The sequence below is a fragment of the Limimaricola soesokkakensis genome (assembly GCF_900172345.1).
Classification (GTDB): domain Bacteria; phylum Pseudomonadota; class Alphaproteobacteria; order Rhodobacterales; family Rhodobacteraceae; genus Limimaricola; species Limimaricola soesokkakensis.
In genome coordinates, this window is the sequence record NZ_FWFY01000004.1 from 293794 (window position 1) to 308448 (window position 14655).

The 14655-nt window shown below is 67.3% G+C and carries 14 protein-coding genes; 4 read left to right on the forward strand and 10 right to left on the reverse strand.

Annotation, left to right across the window (positions count from 1 at the left end; all coding sequences use genetic code 11):
* Window positions 1-47: 47 nt before the first annotated feature.
* Window positions 48-941: an oxygen-dependent coproporphyrinogen oxidase gene (gene hemF / locus LOS8367_RS09055; protein ID WP_085896164.1), complete on the reverse strand. Its 894-nt coding sequence runs from the start codon at window positions 939-941 to the stop codon at window positions 48-50.
* 99 nt (window positions 942-1040) lie between these two features.
* Here hemF and LOS8367_RS09060 point away from each other — a divergent pair, with 99 nt between their 5' ends.
* Complete coding sequence (locus LOS8367_RS09060) at window positions 1041-1427, forward strand: hypothetical protein (RefSeq protein ID WP_085896165.1); 387 nt, start codon at window positions 1041-1043, stop codon at window positions 1425-1427.
* A 15-nt stretch (window positions 1428-1442) separates the two neighbouring features.
* Here the strand turns inward: LOS8367_RS09060 and LOS8367_RS09065 are convergent, their stop codons facing one another.
* Genes LOS8367_RS09065 through clpS form a run of 3 tightly spaced genes read right to left on the reverse strand, consistent with a single transcriptional unit; the run spans window position 1443 to window position 3652 of the window.
* Entirely contained in the window at window positions 1443-2246 is an 804-nt protein-coding gene (locus tag LOS8367_RS09065) for an SDR family NAD(P)-dependent oxidoreductase (RefSeq protein WP_085896166.1), read from the reverse strand.
* Window positions 2247-2271: 25 nt separating this feature from the next.
* The gene (locus tag LOS8367_RS09070) at window positions 2272-3264 is read right to left on the reverse strand and encodes a class I SAM-dependent methyltransferase (protein ID WP_085896167.1); all 993 of its coding nucleotides are present in this window, start codon (window positions 3262-3264) and stop codon (window positions 2272-2274) included.
* A gap of 43 nt (window positions 3265-3307) precedes the next feature.
* Window positions 3308-3652 (reverse strand): ATP-dependent Clp protease adapter ClpS, encoded by a 345-nt coding sequence (gene clpS, locus LOS8367_RS09075; RefSeq protein WP_085896168.1) that lies wholly within the window; start codon window positions 3650-3652, stop codon window positions 3308-3310.
* Between the two features lie 125 nt (window positions 3653-3777).
* On the opposite strand from clpS, the gene LOS8367_RS09080 reads away from it, so the two are divergent.
* Together LOS8367_RS09080 and LOS8367_RS09085 are read left to right on the forward strand one after the other, a co-directional pair.
* On the forward strand, window positions 3778-4479 hold the full coding sequence (locus tag LOS8367_RS09080; RefSeq protein WP_085896169.1) for an HAD family hydrolase: 702 nt from the start codon (window positions 3778-3780) through the stop codon (window positions 4477-4479).
* 316 nt (window positions 4480-4795) lie between these two features.
* Window positions 4796-6280, forward strand: coding sequence for a D-alanyl-D-alanine carboxypeptidase family protein (locus tag LOS8367_RS09085; RefSeq protein ID WP_165761431.1), 1485 nt, complete (start codon window positions 4796-4798; stop codon window positions 6278-6280).
* Window positions 6281-6705: 425 nt separating this feature from the next.
* Here the strand turns inward: LOS8367_RS09085 and LOS8367_RS09090 are convergent, their stop codons facing one another.
* From LOS8367_RS09090 to LOS8367_RS09110, 5 genes are all read right to left on the reverse strand, one after another.
* Window positions 6706-8289 (reverse strand): ABC transporter ATP-binding protein, encoded by a 1584-nt coding sequence (locus LOS8367_RS09090; RefSeq protein WP_085896170.1) that lies wholly within the window; start codon window positions 8287-8289, stop codon window positions 6706-6708.
* Window positions 8286-9410: an ABC transporter permease gene (locus LOS8367_RS09095; RefSeq protein WP_085896171.1), complete on the reverse strand. Its 1125-nt coding sequence runs from the start codon at window positions 9408-9410 to the stop codon at window positions 8286-8288. Before LOS8367_RS09095 ends, LOS8367_RS09090 begins: the two co-directional genes overlap by 4 nt.
* Entirely contained in the window at window positions 9411-10487 is a 1077-nt protein-coding gene (locus tag LOS8367_RS09100) for a microcin C ABC transporter permease YejB (RefSeq protein WP_085896172.1), read from the reverse strand. It lies immediately after the preceding gene.
* 18 nt (window positions 10488-10505) lie between these two features.
* A complete protein-coding gene (locus tag LOS8367_RS09105; RefSeq protein WP_085896173.1) occupies window positions 10506-12473 on the reverse strand; it encodes an extracellular solute-binding protein in 1968 nt (655 codons plus the stop codon).
* Between the two features lie 174 nt (window positions 12474-12647).
* Window positions 12648-13184, reverse strand: coding sequence for a c-type cytochrome (locus LOS8367_RS09110; RefSeq protein ID WP_242665543.1), 537 nt, complete (start codon window positions 13182-13184; stop codon window positions 12648-12650).
* A 108-nt stretch (window positions 13185-13292) separates the two neighbouring features.
* Between LOS8367_RS09110 and LOS8367_RS09115 the strand changes: the two genes are divergently transcribed.
* Window positions 13293-14144, forward strand: a complete 852-nt coding sequence (locus tag LOS8367_RS09115) for a prephenate dehydratase (protein ID WP_085896174.1) — start codon at window positions 13293-13295, stop codon at window positions 14142-14144.
* Window positions 14145-14148: 4 nt separating this feature from the next.
* Here LOS8367_RS09115 and LOS8367_RS09120 read toward each other — a convergent pair whose 3' ends face one another.
* Entirely contained in the window at window positions 14149-14616 is a 468-nt protein-coding gene (locus tag LOS8367_RS09120; protein WP_085896175.1) for an SRPBCC family protein, read from the reverse strand.
* Window positions 14617-14655 lie beyond the last annotated feature (39 nt).

A 14655-nucleotide genomic window follows, 5' to 3' on the forward strand; every position in this document is an offset into this window, starting at 1 on the left:
CACCGGCGGCGGGCGCGGGTCAAAGCCCTTGGAAGATCAGAGGAACTTCAGGTCCATTTCGCGAGCGGCGGCAGGCTCATCAGCACCGCGTCCGGATCGTGGCCGGTGGCCAGTCCGAACTTGGTGCCGCGGTCGTAGACGAGGTTGTATTCTGCGTAGAGACCGCGATGCAGAAGCTGGGCCTCCTTCTCGGCCTCGCCCCATGCCATGCCGCGCCGCTTTTCCGCGAGCGGCAGCCAAGCCGGCAGGAAGGCGCGGCCGATATCCCGGGTCAGCGCGAAATCGGCGCGCCAGTCGCCGGTGCAGCGGTCATCCATGAAGACGCCGCCGACGCCGCGCGCGCGCTTGCGGTGCGGGATATAGAAATACTCGTCGGCCCAAGCTTTGAGCGCAGGATAGAGGTCGGTTCCGTGCGGATCGAGATGGCGCTTCAGCGTATCGTGGAAATGCGCGGTGTCCTCCGCGTATTCGATGCAGGGGTTGAGATCGGCGCCGCCGCCGAACCACCAGGCCCCCGGGGTCCAGAACATGCGCGTGTTCATGTGGACGGCGGGCGCATGCGGGTTCTGCATGTGGGCCACGAGACTGATGCCACTCGCCCAGAACCGCGCGTCCTTTTCGATGCCGGGCACGCCGCGCGCCGCCATCGAGGCCTGCGCCGCCTGCCCCAGCGTGCCATGCACGGTCGAGATATTGACGCCGACCTTCTCGAACACCCGGCCGCCGCGCATCACGCTCATTAGCCCGCCGCCCGCATCCTCGCCATCATCGCCGCTGCGCTTGGTGGGCGTCACCTCGAACCGGCCCGGCGCCCGCTCGGAGAGCGGACCGTCGGTCTGCGCCTGCTCGAGCGCCTCGAAGGCGGCGACGATCTCGTCGCGAAGCTCGCGAAACCAGCCGGCGGCCTCGGTTTTTTCGCTCTTCATGCTGTCCGAGGTCATGCGCGCCCCCTGCTATTGAATATCGGCCCGGTCTAGCATCCTCTCCAGCGGCCCGCCATGCGACCCGCTGGCCCTGACCGATTCGACCGGAGTTCACCGATGCGTCCCGCCCTGCTGCTCGTCCTGCCCCTCGCCCTCGCCGCCTGCGCCACCCCGCGCGAGAGCTGCCTTTCCTCGGTCAGCCGCGAGGGCCGGGTGATCGACGCGCTGATCGCCGAGACCCGCGGCAATGTCGCGCGCGGCTATGGCATCGAGGAGCGCGAGGAATTGCGCACCCGCCGCCAGCTCTGCGACTTCCGCCGTGCAGACGGCACGATCGGCCGTCGGTTCTGCGACCGGGTCGTGACCGACGAGGTGCGGGTGCCGGTGACGCTCGACATCGAAGCCGAGAAGGTGAAGCTCGACCAGCTTCTGGCGCGGCGCGAGGCGCTGGCCCGGGCCGAGGCGGCGGCGCGGGCGCAATGCGTGGCGCGCTACCCGCAGTGACCGCCGGGGCGGCGCCTAATGCGCCGCCACGTGGCTGGGATCGATCAGGCTGCGGCCGCCATCGACGGTGATCACCTGTCCGGTAACGAAGGCCGAGGCGTCGGAGGCGAGATACTGCACCGCATCCGACACCTCGCTGGCGCTGGCGATGCGCCCAAGCGGCGTACATTGCAAGATCGCCTCGCGGATCTCCTCGTGGTCCGACAGCGAATGCTTGAGCGAGGCGCTCATCACCGAGCCGAAGGCCACCGCGTTGACGCGGATCCGCTTGGAGGCCAGCGCCACCGCCATCGAGCGGGTCATCTGGTCGAGCGCGGCGCAACTCACCGAGTAGCCCAGCAGCTGCGGGTGCGTCAGCCGCGCCGCGATCGAGCTGAGATTGATGATCGAGCCCAGCGGCGCGTCGCTCTCGGGATCGGCCTGCTTGATCATCCGCTTGGCGGCGGCCTGGCTCAGCCTCAGCGCCGACATCAGGTTCTGGTCGAGCAGCCGCTCGACCGAATCATCCTCGGCATCGAACGGATCGGTGACCCGCACCTGCCGCGCCGCGTTGACGACGATGTCGATCCGGTCGAAGGCGTCGATGGTGAAGGACAGCAGGTTGGTGATGGTCAGCCGCTCGCGTAGGTCGCCCGCGAAATGCCGCACCGGCCCATCGGCCTCGCGCAGCACCGATGTCTCGCGCTCGAGCGCGGCCTCGTCGCGGTCGACGAAGACCACGTTGGCCCCCGCCTCGACCATGGCGCGGGCGATGGCGAGGCCGACGCCATGCGCGGCCCCGGTCACGATCGCGGTCTTGCCGGCGATGGAAAAGCTCATGACGGTCTCCGGTGAAAGGAAGGTGTCAGCGGGGTTTCTTGTCGGTGGGCTTGGTCGGGCGGATCGCGTGGAACAGCTTGAAGGCGCCGTCACCGCCGATCTCCTCGACGCTGCGGAAGCTCTCGCGCAGGCTCGCCTCATAGGGCAGGTGCCGGTTCGCGACCATCCACAGCTGCCCCGACGGGGCCAGCATCCGCGCCGCCGCCGCGATGAAGGCACGGCCCAGCGCCGGATCGGCGGCGCGCCCGGTGTGGAAAGGCGGGTTCGACACGACGCCATCATAGAGATGATCGGGCCTGAAGTGCGTCGCATCGGCCCAGTGGAAGGACGCGCGCGGATCGGTGACGTTGCGCCGGGCGCAGTCGAGCGCCAGCTGCTCGGCCTCGATCAGGTCGAGGCTCTTCACCCCGTCGCGCTCAAGGACGTGGCGCGAGAGATAGCCCCAGCCTGCGCCGAGATCCGCCATGCGGGCGGGCAGCTTCTGCGGCAGCGCCTGCGCCAGAAGCTGCGAGCCGCGATCGGGCCCATCGGCCGAGAAGGCGCCCCATTGGGTGACGAAGCCGCTCTCGACCTCCGCCGGTGCGGGCGCCTCCCAATCCGTGACGTCGACATTGCTCGAATCGAACCAGAACAGCCGGCCATGGGCGCGGGTGATGCAGGGCAGGTCGCCGACGCGGGTGCGCATCTCGCGCCACAGGCTGTCGACGCCATCGGTCTTCTGGCCATCGACGATCACCATCGGCGCCAGCCGCGCCGCCTGCGCGATCATCGCGCGGGCCAGCGGCTTGGCGCGCGGCACGAAGACCACGGCGGCGGCGGCGGGCACGGGCTCGGCCACGGTCCAGCCCTGCGCCTCCCATGCGTCGATGTCGGGGCGGAAGCCATGCGCGATGCGGGTGCGGTCCTTGGGCAGCGCCGAGAGATCGGTGCCGGCGGCGGGGCGCAGCGCGACGATCTCGCCCTCGGGCAGAACGAGGGCGCCGCTCTCGATCGCGGTGGTCAGGCGGGGATCGGCCATGGGCACTCCGGGGACAGGGGGAAGGACTGGGGCATCGGGGCCCCTATTCCCTTTCCATCGTGCATTGCAACGGGTGCTGGTGGCGCTGCGCGAAATCCATCACCTGCGCCACCTTGGTTTCCGCGATCTCGTAGGAGAACACGCCAACCACGGCGAGCCCCTTCTTGTGCACGGTGAGCATGATCTCGAAGGCCTGCGCGTGGCTCAGCCCGAAGAACCGCTCGAGCACATGCACGACGAATTCCATCGGCGTGTAGTCGTCGTTGAGAATCAGCACCTTGTAGAGCGGCGGCCGCTTGGTCTTGGGGCGTGTCTCGACCTTCACGCCGGTGAGGCCATCATCCTCTCCGTCGTCGCGTCCCGCCATCACGATCCTCGCGTCCTGCATCCTCATCCGCTCTCCGGCCATCTCGGCATGGGTCCCGCGTCTCGTTGCCATTCTCGCTCTGGCTCCGTTATATAAGCGCCCCGGCCGCGGTGAAAAGCCCGGCCTCGCCCTGGAGTGTACCGCAAATGCCGGATCGCTGGACCATCGCCTTCGACGCCGATGACACGCTTTGGCACAACGAGCGTTTCTTTCGCTCCACCCAATCGCGTTTCGTCGAGCTGCTGCGCGATCACGCCGGCGAGGATCACCTGCGCGAGCGGCTACTCGCGGCGGAAAGGCGCAATCTCGGGCGCTACGGCTTCGGGGTGAAGGGATTCGTGCTTTCGATGATCGAGACCGCGATCGAGGTCAGCGCGGCGCGCGTGCCCGCCAGCGCCATCGGCGAGATCATGGAGATGGGGCGCGAGATGCTGGCGCATCCGATCGAATTGCTGCCCGGCGTCGAGCGGGCGGTGCAGGCGCTTGCCGGCGAGGCGCGGCTGATGCTGGTCACCAAGGGCGACCTGCTCGACCAGGAGCGCAAGCTGGCCCAGTCGGGCTTGGGCGAGATGTTCGAGGCGGTGGAGATCGTCTCGGACAAGACCGCGCCGGTCTATGCCGCGATCTTCGCGCGGCACGGCATCATCCCGGACCAGGCGGTGATGGTGGGAAACTCGCTCAAATCCGACGTGATCCCAGTGCTCGAGGCCGGGGGCTGGGGCGTGCATGTGCCGTTCGAGACCACTTGGGAGCTGGAGCAGGCCGAGGCGCCGCTGGCGCATCCGCGATTCCGTCAGCTCGACAACCTCGCGGGATTGCCCGCCATGGTTGCACAGATCGGTCTCTGAGAAGGTCACCGTCGCGCTTGCCTGCGACTTTCGCGCCACGCTTCGTTGCCGCCCCCGCCCGTTATGCGCCTGTCTTCAAAGGCGGTCTTCCGCATAGGGCGAGTCGGCCCCCGCTTAGGGTGTTGCCTCAACTTAGCAAGCAAACCAATTGGAAATTAGTCTCTTTTTGTGACGCAACGTTTGTGTTACCTTTTGAGGCAATGATGAGGTGCCCACTCTACAAACCGGCACCCACGAGGCAAAACAAAGGGCAATCCACGTGAGCAGTCGTCTGTTGCGGACGGCCCGGATCGGGCTGTTTCTAGTCACCACACTCATGGCGGGTATCACCATCGCCACCGGCGCGGTCGCTGCGCCCTACGCGGCGATGGTCGTGGACGCCAAGACCGGGGCCGTCATCCACGAGGAAAACGCGGATACACGTCTGCATCCCGCCTCTTTGACCAAGATGATGACCCTCTACATCGCATTCCAGGCGATCCAGCGCGGCGAGATCGGCCTCGATTCCGAGGTCACCATCCCGGCCCAGGCCGCGGCGCAGCCGCCCTCGAAGCTCGGCCTGCGCACCGGCCAGAAGATCAAGTTCCGCTACCTGCTGCGTGCCGCCGCGGTGAAGTCGGCCAACGACGCCGCCACCGCGATCGGCTTCGCCATCTCCGGCAGCGAAGAGGCCTTCGCCAAGCGCATGAACGCCACCGCCCAGGCCATGGGCATGCGCAACACGACCTTCGTGAACCAGCACGGGCTGACCGCCAACGGCCACCTGTCGACGGCGCGCGACATGACCGTGCTCGGTCGGCACATGATCTACGACTTCCCGCAATATTATAACCTGTTCTCGCGCCGCACCGCCGATGCCGGCATGAAGCAGGTCAACAACACCAACCGCCGCTTCCTCGACGCCTACAAGGGCGCGGACGGCATCAAGACCGGCTTCACCAACGCCGCGGGCTACAACCTCGTGGCCTCGGCGCAGCGCGGCGACCGCCGGATCATCGCCACCGTCTTCGGCGGCACCTCGACCGCGAACCGCAACGCGCAGGTGATGAAGCTGCTCGACAAGGGCTTTGCCAGCCAGCCCGGCGCCCCCTCCACCCCGGCACCCAGCCTCGTCGCGGCCGCCCCGGCGCTTGGCGCCACCAGCGGCGCGCACACGATCCGGGTCAGCGGCGTGGTCAAGCGCAGCCTGCGGCCGCAGCAGCGTCCCGGCAGCGCCGCCGCACCGGTGCAGGTCGCGACCGCAACCGGCATCGAGGATGCGCTCGCCGCGGCGCTTCTGGTCTCCTCGGCGCCCGCCGCGGCCGCCCAGCCCGAGGCCGAACCGGCGCGCGTCGCCGTCGCGGCGGCCCCTGCGCCCACCCCCGCTCCGGCGGCCCCGGTCACCGATCTGAGCGACATGGCTCCCGAAACCGCCGAACTCTTTGCCGAGGCCGGCATCGCGCCCGAGATCAGCCCCGAGCCGCGCCCGACCGAAATGATCATGACCGCCGCCGCGATCGCGCCGGTCGACGCGTCGCGGATGCAGGCGGTGCCCGAGGTGGTAACCCGCGTCTCGACCTCCGGAGGCCGCCTCTGGGGCATCAATGTCGGCCGTTACAACAGCCGCGGCACTGCCGAGCGGGTACTGATCCAGACCGCGCTGAACGAGCCCGGCGCACTCGATGGCGCGCTGCGCCGGGTGACCCAGCGGTCGGGCGGCTTCGACGCCAACTTCATGGGCCTCACCAACGAGGCCGCCGATCTGGCCTGCCGCCGCCTGCAGGCGCGCGGTGCGATGTGTTTCATGATCGGGCCGTCCTGAGTCCCTCCCCTCAGGCGTCCCTGATCGGCGTCGCGTTCCTCACGGGACGCGGCGCCGTCTTGCATTCAGGGGCTGGGCAACGTGAGCAGGAGGGCGGGATCAGGCACTCCTTGTTCCTGCTCGCTGCCGCCCTCGGTCAGGTACCCTTTCCCGAACCGAGCCCTAGGCGTCCCGTCTGTTGCTATCGAGGCGTGCTGCTTCGCTGGATCGGCTTCATGCGTCGCGTTCGTGCAGGAGGCGTGCACCGCTTTTCAGCCGCCCTACTGTCCCTCTGGGCCGAATCCATGAAGCTACGCTGCGGTATATGCTCGCCCCTGCCGGCAGGACGCACACCGGCCTCGGAAGGAGATGAGGTGCCAAGGCCGGCATAGCTGGCCCCAGCACCTGTCTCTGATGATTGCGCCTCCCAGTCGGGCTGGAGCCGCTCAGAACGCCGCCGCCATCAGCTCGCGCGTGTAGTCGCTGCCCGGCGCATCGAAGATCTCCTCGGCCGCCCCCGCCTCGACCACGTCGCCGTTGCGCATCACCATCACCTTGTGGCTGAGCGCCCGCACTACCTTCAGGTCATGGCTGATGAAGATGTAGGCCAGCCCGTATTTGCGCTGCAGTTCGCGCAGCAGCTCGACGATCTGCACCTGCACCGTCATGTCGAGCGCGCTGGTCGGTTCGTCGAGCACGATCAGCCGTGGCCGCAGGATCAGCGCGCGAGCGATGGCGATGCGCTGGCGCTGGCCGCCGGAGAATTCGTGCGGGTAGCGGTCCATCGAGGCGGGGTCGAGCCCGACCTCGGCCATGATCTCGGCCACCATCTCGCGCCGGTCGCGGCCCTTCTCGACACCGTGCACGCCGAGGCCTTCGGAAATGATCTGCGAGACGGTCATGCGCGGTGAAAGCGAGCCGAACGGATCCTGGAACACGATCTGGATCTCCGAGCGCAGCGGTCGCATCCGCCGCTGCGACAGGCCCTGGATCTCCTGCCCGTCGAACAGGATGCGCCCCTCCGAACCGATCAGCCGCACCATGGCGAGCGCCAGCGTCGTCTTGCCCGAGCCGCTCTCGCCCACCACGCCCACGGTCTCGCCCGCGCGCACCGAGAGCGTGGCGTCGTTGACCGCCTTCACATGGCCCACGGTCCGCTTCAGCAAACCGCGCTGGATCGGAAACCAGATCTTCAGATTTTCGGTCCGGGCCACCACCGGCGCATTGGCGGGCACTGGGTCCGGCAGGCCGGAGGATTCGGCCTCGAGCAGCATCCGCGTGTAGGGATGCTTCGGGCTGGCGAAGATCTCGGCCGTCGGCCCTTGCTCGACGATCTCCCCATCCTTCATCACGCAGACCCTATCGGCGATACGGCGCACGATGCCGAGATCGTGGGTGATGAACAGCATCGACATGGCGCCGTCGCGCTTCAGCTCGGCCAGAAGTTCGAGGATCTGCGCCTGGATCGTCACGTCGAGCGCGGTGGTGGGCTCGTCCGCGATCAGCAGGTCAGGATTGTTGGCCAGCGCCATGGCGATCATCACCCGCTGCCGCTGCCCGCCCGAAAGCTGGTGCGGATAGGCGCCCAGACGGGTTTCGGGGTCGCGGATGCCGACCCGGTTCAGCAGCTCGATGATGCGATCACGCACCGCCCCGCCGCGCAGCCCCTGATGCAGCTCGATCGATTCCGAGAGCTGCCGCTCAAGCGTGTGCAGCGGGTTGAGCGAGGTCATCGGCTCCTGGAAGATGAAGGAGATGTCGTTGCCGCGCACCCGGCGCAGCTCGGCCTCCGGCGCGCCGACCATCTCGCGGCCCTCGTAGTTCACGGAGCCCGAGACCTGCGCCGTCTCGCCCAGGAGCTGAACGGTCGAGAGCGCGGTGACCGACTTGCCCGATCCGCTCTCGCCGACCAGCGCCACGGTCTCGCCGCGCCCCACATGGAAGGACACGCCGCGCACCGCGGGGATCAGCGCCCCGTCCTGCCGGAAGTTCACGCGCAGGTCCCGGACGTCGAGGATCGTGTCACTCATGCGAAGGTCTTCCTCGGGTCGAAGGCGTCGCGCACGCCCTCGAAGATGAACACCAGCAGCGACAGCATGATCGCGAAGGTGAAGAAGGCGGTGAAGCCGAGCCACGGCGCCTGCAGGTTCTGCTTGGCCTGAAGCGTCAGCTCGCCGAGCGAGGGCGCCGAGGACGGCAGGCCGAAGCCGAGGAAATCGAGCGCGGCCAGCGTGCCGATCGCACCGGTGACGAGGAAGGGCAGCATCGTGACGGTGGCCACCATGGCGTTGGGCAGCATGTGGCGGAACATGATCTTGCTGTCCGAGACGCCCAGCGCCCGGGCGGCGCGGATGTATTCGAAATTGCGGGCGCGCAGGAATTCCGCACGCACAACCCCCACCAGCGCGGGCCAGCCGAACAGCACCGTAAGGAACACCAATAGCCAGAAACTTCGCCCCAGTATCGCGAAGACGATGATGATCACGTAGAGCGAGGGCGTGCCGGTCCAGATCTCGATGATCCGCTGGAAGATCAGGTCGGTCCAGCCGCCGAAATAGCCCTGCACCGCGCCGGCGACGATGCCGATCAGCGACGAGGCCAGCGTGACGATGATCGCGAAGACCACCGAGAGCCGGAAGCCGTAGATCACGCGGGCCACCACGTCGCGCTTGGTGTCGTCGGTGCCGAGCCAGTTGGTCTCGCTGGGCGGCGCGGGGGCGACGCCCGGCACGTCGACGATGGTGTCGTAGGAATAGGGAATCGGCGGCCAGACCATCCAGCCCTTCGCATAATCGGCCGGGTCGCTCTCTTCGAGCGGCAGCGGCTCTCCCGCCTCTGCCGCGGCCATGATCGCCGTCGGCTCGTAGAAGCAGTCGACGAGCCCGCCGGTTACGATGAGGCATTGCACCTCGGGGTCGGAATAGGCCGCCTCGGTCGGGAAATCGCCGCCGAAATCCTGTTCGGAATAAAAGCTCAGGATCGGGCTCCTGAGTTCGCCGCGATAGCTCACCAGGAGCGGCTTGTCGTTGGCCAGAAGCTCGGCGAAGAGGCTCAGCCCGAACAGCACCGAGAAGATGATCAGCGACCAAAGCGCCCGGCGATTGCGCTTGAAATTGCGCCAGCGGCGCGCGTTGAGCGGCGACAGCGCCATTCAGCCTCTCCGTTCGAAGTCGATGCGCGGATCGATCAGCACATATGTGAGGTCGGTGACGATGCCGACGATCAGTCCCAGCAGCGAAAACGCGAAGAGCGTGCCGAACACCACCGGGTAGTCGCGCGCCACCGCCGCCTCGAACCCGAGGCGCCCGAGACCGTCGAGCGAGAACAGCGTCTCGATGATCAGCGAGCCGCCGAAGAACACGCCGATGAACAGTGCCGGAAAGCCAGAGATCACGATCAGCATCGCGTTTCGGAACACGTGGCCGTAAAGGACTTTGCGCTCGCTGAGGCCCTTGGCCCGTGCTGTCATCACGTACTGCTTCTTGATCTCGTCGAGAAACGAGTTCTTGGTCAGCAGCGTCAGCGTCGCGAAGGCCGAGATGGTCGAGGCGAAAACGGGCAGCGCGATGTGCCAGAAATAGTCGAGCACCTTGCCGATCAGCGACAGGCTCTCCCAATTGTCCGAGGTCAGCCCCCTGAGCGGGAAAATCCGCCAGTAGGAGCCGCCCGCGAAGAGCACGATCAGCAGGATCGCGAAGAGAAAGCCCGGGATGGCGTAGCCGACGATGATCGCGCCGGAGGTCCATGTGTCGAAGGAGGAGCCGTCGCGCACTGCCTTGCGAATACCCAGCGGGATCGAGATCACATAGGCCAGCAGCGTCGACCACAGGCCCAGCGTGATCGAGACCGGCATCTTCTCCAGCACCAGGTCGATCACCGAGATCGAGCGGAAATAGCTCTCCCCGAAATCGAAGCGCATGTAGTTCCACATCATGGTGAGGAAGCGCTCGAGCGGGGGCTTGTCGAAGCCGAATTCGCGCTCCAGCTCAGCGATGAACTCGGGCGGTAGGCCGCGGGCGCCGATGTAATCGCTGTCGCCCCCGCCCTGGCTTACCTCGGCACCGCCGCCGGCGATGCTCTCGAACACGTCGCCGCCACCCTCCATCTGGGCGATGATCTGCTCGATCGGCCCGCCGGGCACGAACTGCACCAGGGTGAAGTTGATGATCATGATCCCGAGCAGCGTCGGGATCACGAGCAGCAGTCGTCTGAGGATATAGGCGCCCATGCGGTCGGAGGATCTCCCTTAGCGCAGCGCGCCCGCGGCGCGCAGTTCTTCTGCGGCCTCGGCGTCGTACCACCAGAAGTCCAGCTCGCCCAGCGCGAAGGGCGGCATCGGCTCCGGATGCCGGTACTGGTCGAAATAGGCGACGGTGTGCACGTCCTTGTACCATTGCGGCACCCAGAACATCTCGGCGCGCAGCACCCGGTCGAGCGCATGGGTCGCGGTAGTCAGATCCTCGAGCGACTGCGCCGCGATCACCTCGGCCACCAGCCGGTCCACCGCAGGATTGCGCAGCCGCATCAGGTTGCGCGAGCTGTCCTCGGCGGTCTTCGAGGCGTACCACTGCTCCAGCCCGACACCGGGCTCGAAGCCCATCGAGAAGGTGTGATTGACGAGATCGAAATCACCCGAGCGGGTGCGCTCGACATATTGCGAGGTGTCGACCCGCTCCAGCACGCCGCGCACGCCGAGCCGCGCGAGATTCTCGATGATCGGATTCACCACCCGGTCGAATTGCGGGCTGAATTGCAGGAACACCAGCTCCAACACCTCGCCGTCCTTCTGGCGCAGACCGTTATCGCCGATGGTCCAGCCCGCCTCCTCGAGGAGCTGTCCCGCGCGGCGATAGGTGCGGCGGTCGGGGGTGTTCGCGGCGGCGTCGAGCACCGGGGCGCGGCGCGCCTCCTCGGTGAGGATGGTCTCGGGCAGGAGCCCCTCCTCGACCAGCGGCTCCAAGAGCGCCCGCTCGGCCTCCGACGGCGTGCCCGTCGCTTCGAGCTCGGAATTCTCCCAGAACGATTCGACCCGCTCGTAGAGGCCGTAGAACAGGGATTCGTTCGACCATTCGAAATTGAACATCATCCCGATCGCCTCGCGCACCCGCGGGTCCTGCCATTTCGGGTCGTCGAGGTTGAAGATGAAGGCCTGCGCGCCGGCGATGGTGCCGTCGGGGATCTCCTCCGTCACGACCCAGCCCTTCTGGATCGCCGGGAAGTCATAGCCCGTGGCCCAGTCCTTGGACGAGTTCTCGACCCGGAAGGTGTATTCGCCGGACTTGAACCCCTCGAAGGCCGCCGCGCTGTCGGCGAAATACTCGATCCGGATCGTGTCGAAATTGTTGCGGCCGATATTGAGAGGGTGATCGGCACCCCAGAAGTTCTCGTTCCGGCCGTAGGTGATGCGCCGGTTGATGTCGAAATCCTTGAGCTCGTAGGGGCCGGTGCCGAGGAACGGCTCGCGCTGGCTTTCGTCGATCCGTGCGCCGGTCTCCTCGAACCAGGCCTTGGAGAAGGCAAGGGTGGAGCCGGCAAAGCCGATGACGTCGCGGCGCGGCGCCTCGTCGGTGAAGGTGAACTTGATGCGGTAGGGATCGAGCACTTCGACGCTCTCGAGGAAGTTCTGCACCACGGCGCGATACTCGGCGATGCCCTGCTCGAGGAACAGCTGGTTGGTGAACTTCAGATCCTCGGCGGTCATCGGCGTGCCGTCGGCAAATGTCACGTCGTCGCGCAGGTTGAAGATCACCCAGTCGCGGCTCGCCGGGTATTCCAGCGTCGTGCAGAGATAGCAGTAAAGCCCGTAGGCATCATCGGCCACCGAGGTCATGATCCGCTCATGCGGCAGCGTGTTCAGCGCCGCGGCCACGCCTTGCCGCGAATACTGGTTGAAGCTGTCGAAGCTGCCCTGCGCCCACTGGCTGATCTCGCCGCCTTTCGGCGCGTCGGGATTGACGTAGTCGAGATGCGCGATGTCGGGGCCGTATTTCAGCTCTCCGAAATTGGTGTAGCCATGGCTCTCGATGACGGTCTCGTCGCCGGCCGCCTCGACCGTGTCGGGCGGCGTGGCTTGCACCCCCTCCTGGGCCAAGACCGGCGCAGCCGCGAGCACGGCGGCGAGCACGAGCGCCGAACCGGCGATCCACGAGGGCGTCTCGCTCAGCGGGTGAAGAGCGGCGCGGCTGGCGCGGGCGGGATGACGGGTCGCTTGCATCTTGCACTCCTCGCGAGGGGATGGCCTGCGGGCGAGGCTAGCGGCGCAAGCGCCTGACGTTCAAGGCGAGAATGCGTGAGCGGCACGTGTCCGCCACGTCGCGCCGTGAATTCGGCCATGCGAAAAGGGCCGCCCCTCCCGGGACGGCCCTGCAATCGTCGGCTGCGCGCGGGATCAGCTGCCGATCGTCGCCAGATAGGCGATCAGATTGGCGCGGTCCTCGGCGTCCTTGAGGCCGTTATAGGTCATCTTGGTGCCCGGCGCGTAGCCGCGCGGGTTGGCGAGGAAGCCGTCGAGGTTCTCGGGCGACCAGACATCGGCCACCGCCTTGAGTGCGCCCGAGTAGTCATAGCCCGGATAGGCGCCGACCTCGCGACCGACCACCGCGTGCAGCGACGGGCCGGTGCCGTTCACGCCGTCCTCCAGCGCGTGGCAGGAGCGGCAGTTGCGCCAGACGCCTTCGCCGGCGGCGGCATCGGCCGAGGCGTAGATTTCTTCGAAGGGCACGGCCTCTTCCTCGGCGCCGCCGCCTTCCCCGCTCTCCTCGACCGGGATCGAATAGGCCTGCTCGACCTCGCCATGACCACCACCATGGCCGCCACCATAGATGATGTCGGCGGCCCAGCCACCAAGGAGGAAGACCAGCAGCGTGCCGCAGAGGCCGCCAACGACCTTGGTCAGGGTCATCGTGTCGAACATGTCGCGTTCCATTCCGTTCGGCGTTTCGGGGGTATGTATCCGCTTCCCGCGCGGGGTTGCAAGGTGTAGTCCCGCGACCAATTGCCCTTATGGGGACGCCTGTTGAGGGGAGGATCCGCCATGGCCGGTCGCATCGCATTCCAGGGAGAGCTCGGGGCCTACGGGCATCAGGCCTGCGCCGAGGCGCGTCCGAACATGGAGCCCCTGCCCTGCACCACCTTCGAGGACGCGATCGAGGCGGTGCGCAAGGGCACCGCCGATCTGGGCATGATCGCGGTCGAGAACTCGACCTATGGCCGGGTCGCCGACGTGCACCACCTGCTGCCCGAAAGCGGGCTGCACATCGTCGACGAGGCCTTCGTGCGGGTGCATATCAACCTGCTCGGCGTGAAGGGCGCGCGGCTGGCCCAGGTCGAGACCGCGACCAGCCACACCGTGCTGCTGGGCCAGTGCCGGGGCTTCTTGCGCGAGCATTCGATCACGCCGCATACCGGCGCCGACACCGCCGGATCTGCCCGCGCCATCGCCGAGCTGAATGATCCGCGCCACGCCGCGCTGGCCTCGGAGATCGCGGCCGAGATCTACGGTCTCGACGTGCTGGCGCGCCACATCGAGGATCACGAGCGCAACACCACCCGCTTTCTCGTGATGGCACGCGAGCCCGACCTGAAGCGGCGCGGCAAGGCGGGGATGATGACCAGCTTCGTGTTCCGGGTGCGCAACATCCCGGCCGCGCTCTACAAGGCGATGGGCGGTTTCGCGACCAATGGCGTCAACATGACCAAGCTCGAGAGCTACATGGTTGGCGGCCAGTTCACCGCGACCCAGTTCTATGCCGAGATCGAGGGCCACCCCGACGACCGCAACGTCCAGCTCGCCTTCGACGAGCTGGATTACTTCACCGACAGCATCAAGCTGATGGGCGTGTTCCCGGCGGCGCCGCGCCGGCACGAACCGGCGCCGCGCGGCTGAGCCCTCAGCCGGCGCGCCGGGCCCAGCGCGCCTCGATCTCGCGCGCATAGCCCTCGAGCCGCCCCGCGAGGCGGCTCTCGAGCGAACCGCGCGCCAGCTTCAGCGATTGCAGCACCAGTCGTCCGGGCATCGAGCGCGGCGCCAGCGTCACCGACAGACCGAGCCGGCTATGACCGAACTCTTCCTCCGGCAAGGTCTCGACCCGCACCAGGATCTCGACGCCCGAGCTTTCACCGCGCACGGTGTAATCCTCGGGCGCGGCATAGCCCACGATTTCGGCCGCGATCTCGCGCTCGCGCCCCATCACCGGCACCGACGCGCTCCAGCCGCGGCCCAGCGCCTCGGGGCCGCCCCGGCTCTCGACCTCGATGCCGCGCCGGAGCGCCTGCCGTTCGAAAGCGGTGAAGTCGCTGGCCTGCGCGAAGACGAAATCGCGCGGGGCCGCGACCCGCTGTTGCGACGAGAGTTCCATGCCTGTGCCTCGCTTGGTCTCACGGGACGCCAGATCGCC

Coding starts and splice junctions, on each gene's coding strand:
- LOS8367_RS09105 (WP_085896173.1), bottom strand. CDS start 12,473: ATGCAAGCGACCCGTCATCCCGCCCGCGCCAGCCGCGCCGCTCTTCAC.
- hemF (WP_085896164.1), bottom strand. CDS start 941: ATGACCTCGGACAGCATGAAGAGCGAAAAAACCGAGGCCGCCGGCTGG.
- LOS8367_RS09080 (WP_085896169.1), top strand. CDS start 3,778: ATGCCGGATCGCTGGACCATCGCCTTCGACGCCGATGACACGCTTTGG.
- LOS8367_RS09100 (WP_085896172.1), bottom strand. CDS start 10,487: ATGGGCGCCTATATCCTCAGACGACTGCTGCTCGTGATCCCGACGCTG.
- LOS8367_RS09085 (WP_165761431.1), top strand. CDS start 4,796: ATGGCGGGTATCACCATCGCCACCGGCGCGGTCGCTGCGCCCTACGCG.
- clpS (WP_085896168.1), bottom strand. CDS start 3,652: ATGCAGGACGCGAGGATCGTGATGGCGGGACGCGACGACGGAGAGGAT.
- LOS8367_RS09065 (WP_085896166.1), bottom strand. CDS start 2,246: ATGAGCTTTTCCATCGCCGGCAAGACCGCGATCGTGACCGGGGCCGCG.
- LOS8367_RS09095 (WP_085896171.1), bottom strand. CDS start 9,410: ATGGCGCTGTCGCCGCTCAACGCGCGCCGCTGGCGCAATTTCAAGCGC.
- LOS8367_RS09090 (WP_085896170.1), bottom strand. CDS start 8,289: ATGAGTGACACGATCCTCGACGTCCGGGACCTGCGCGTGAACTTCCGG.
- LOS8367_RS09115 (WP_085896174.1), top strand. CDS start 13,293: ATGGCCGGTCGCATCGCATTCCAGGGAGAGCTCGGGGCCTACGGGCAT.
- LOS8367_RS09060 (WP_085896165.1), top strand. CDS start 1,041: ATGCGTCCCGCCCTGCTGCTCGTCCTGCCCCTCGCCCTCGCCGCCTGC.
- LOS8367_RS09070 (WP_085896167.1), bottom strand. CDS start 3,264: ATGGCCGATCCCCGCCTGACCACCGCGATCGAGAGCGGCGCCCTCGTT.
- LOS8367_RS09110 (WP_242665543.1), bottom strand. CDS start 13,184: ATGGAACGCGACATGTTCGACACGATGACCCTGACCAAGGTCGTTGGC.
- LOS8367_RS09120 (WP_085896175.1), bottom strand. CDS start 14,616: ATGGAACTCTCGTCGCAACAGCGGGTCGCGGCCCCGCGCGATTTCGTC.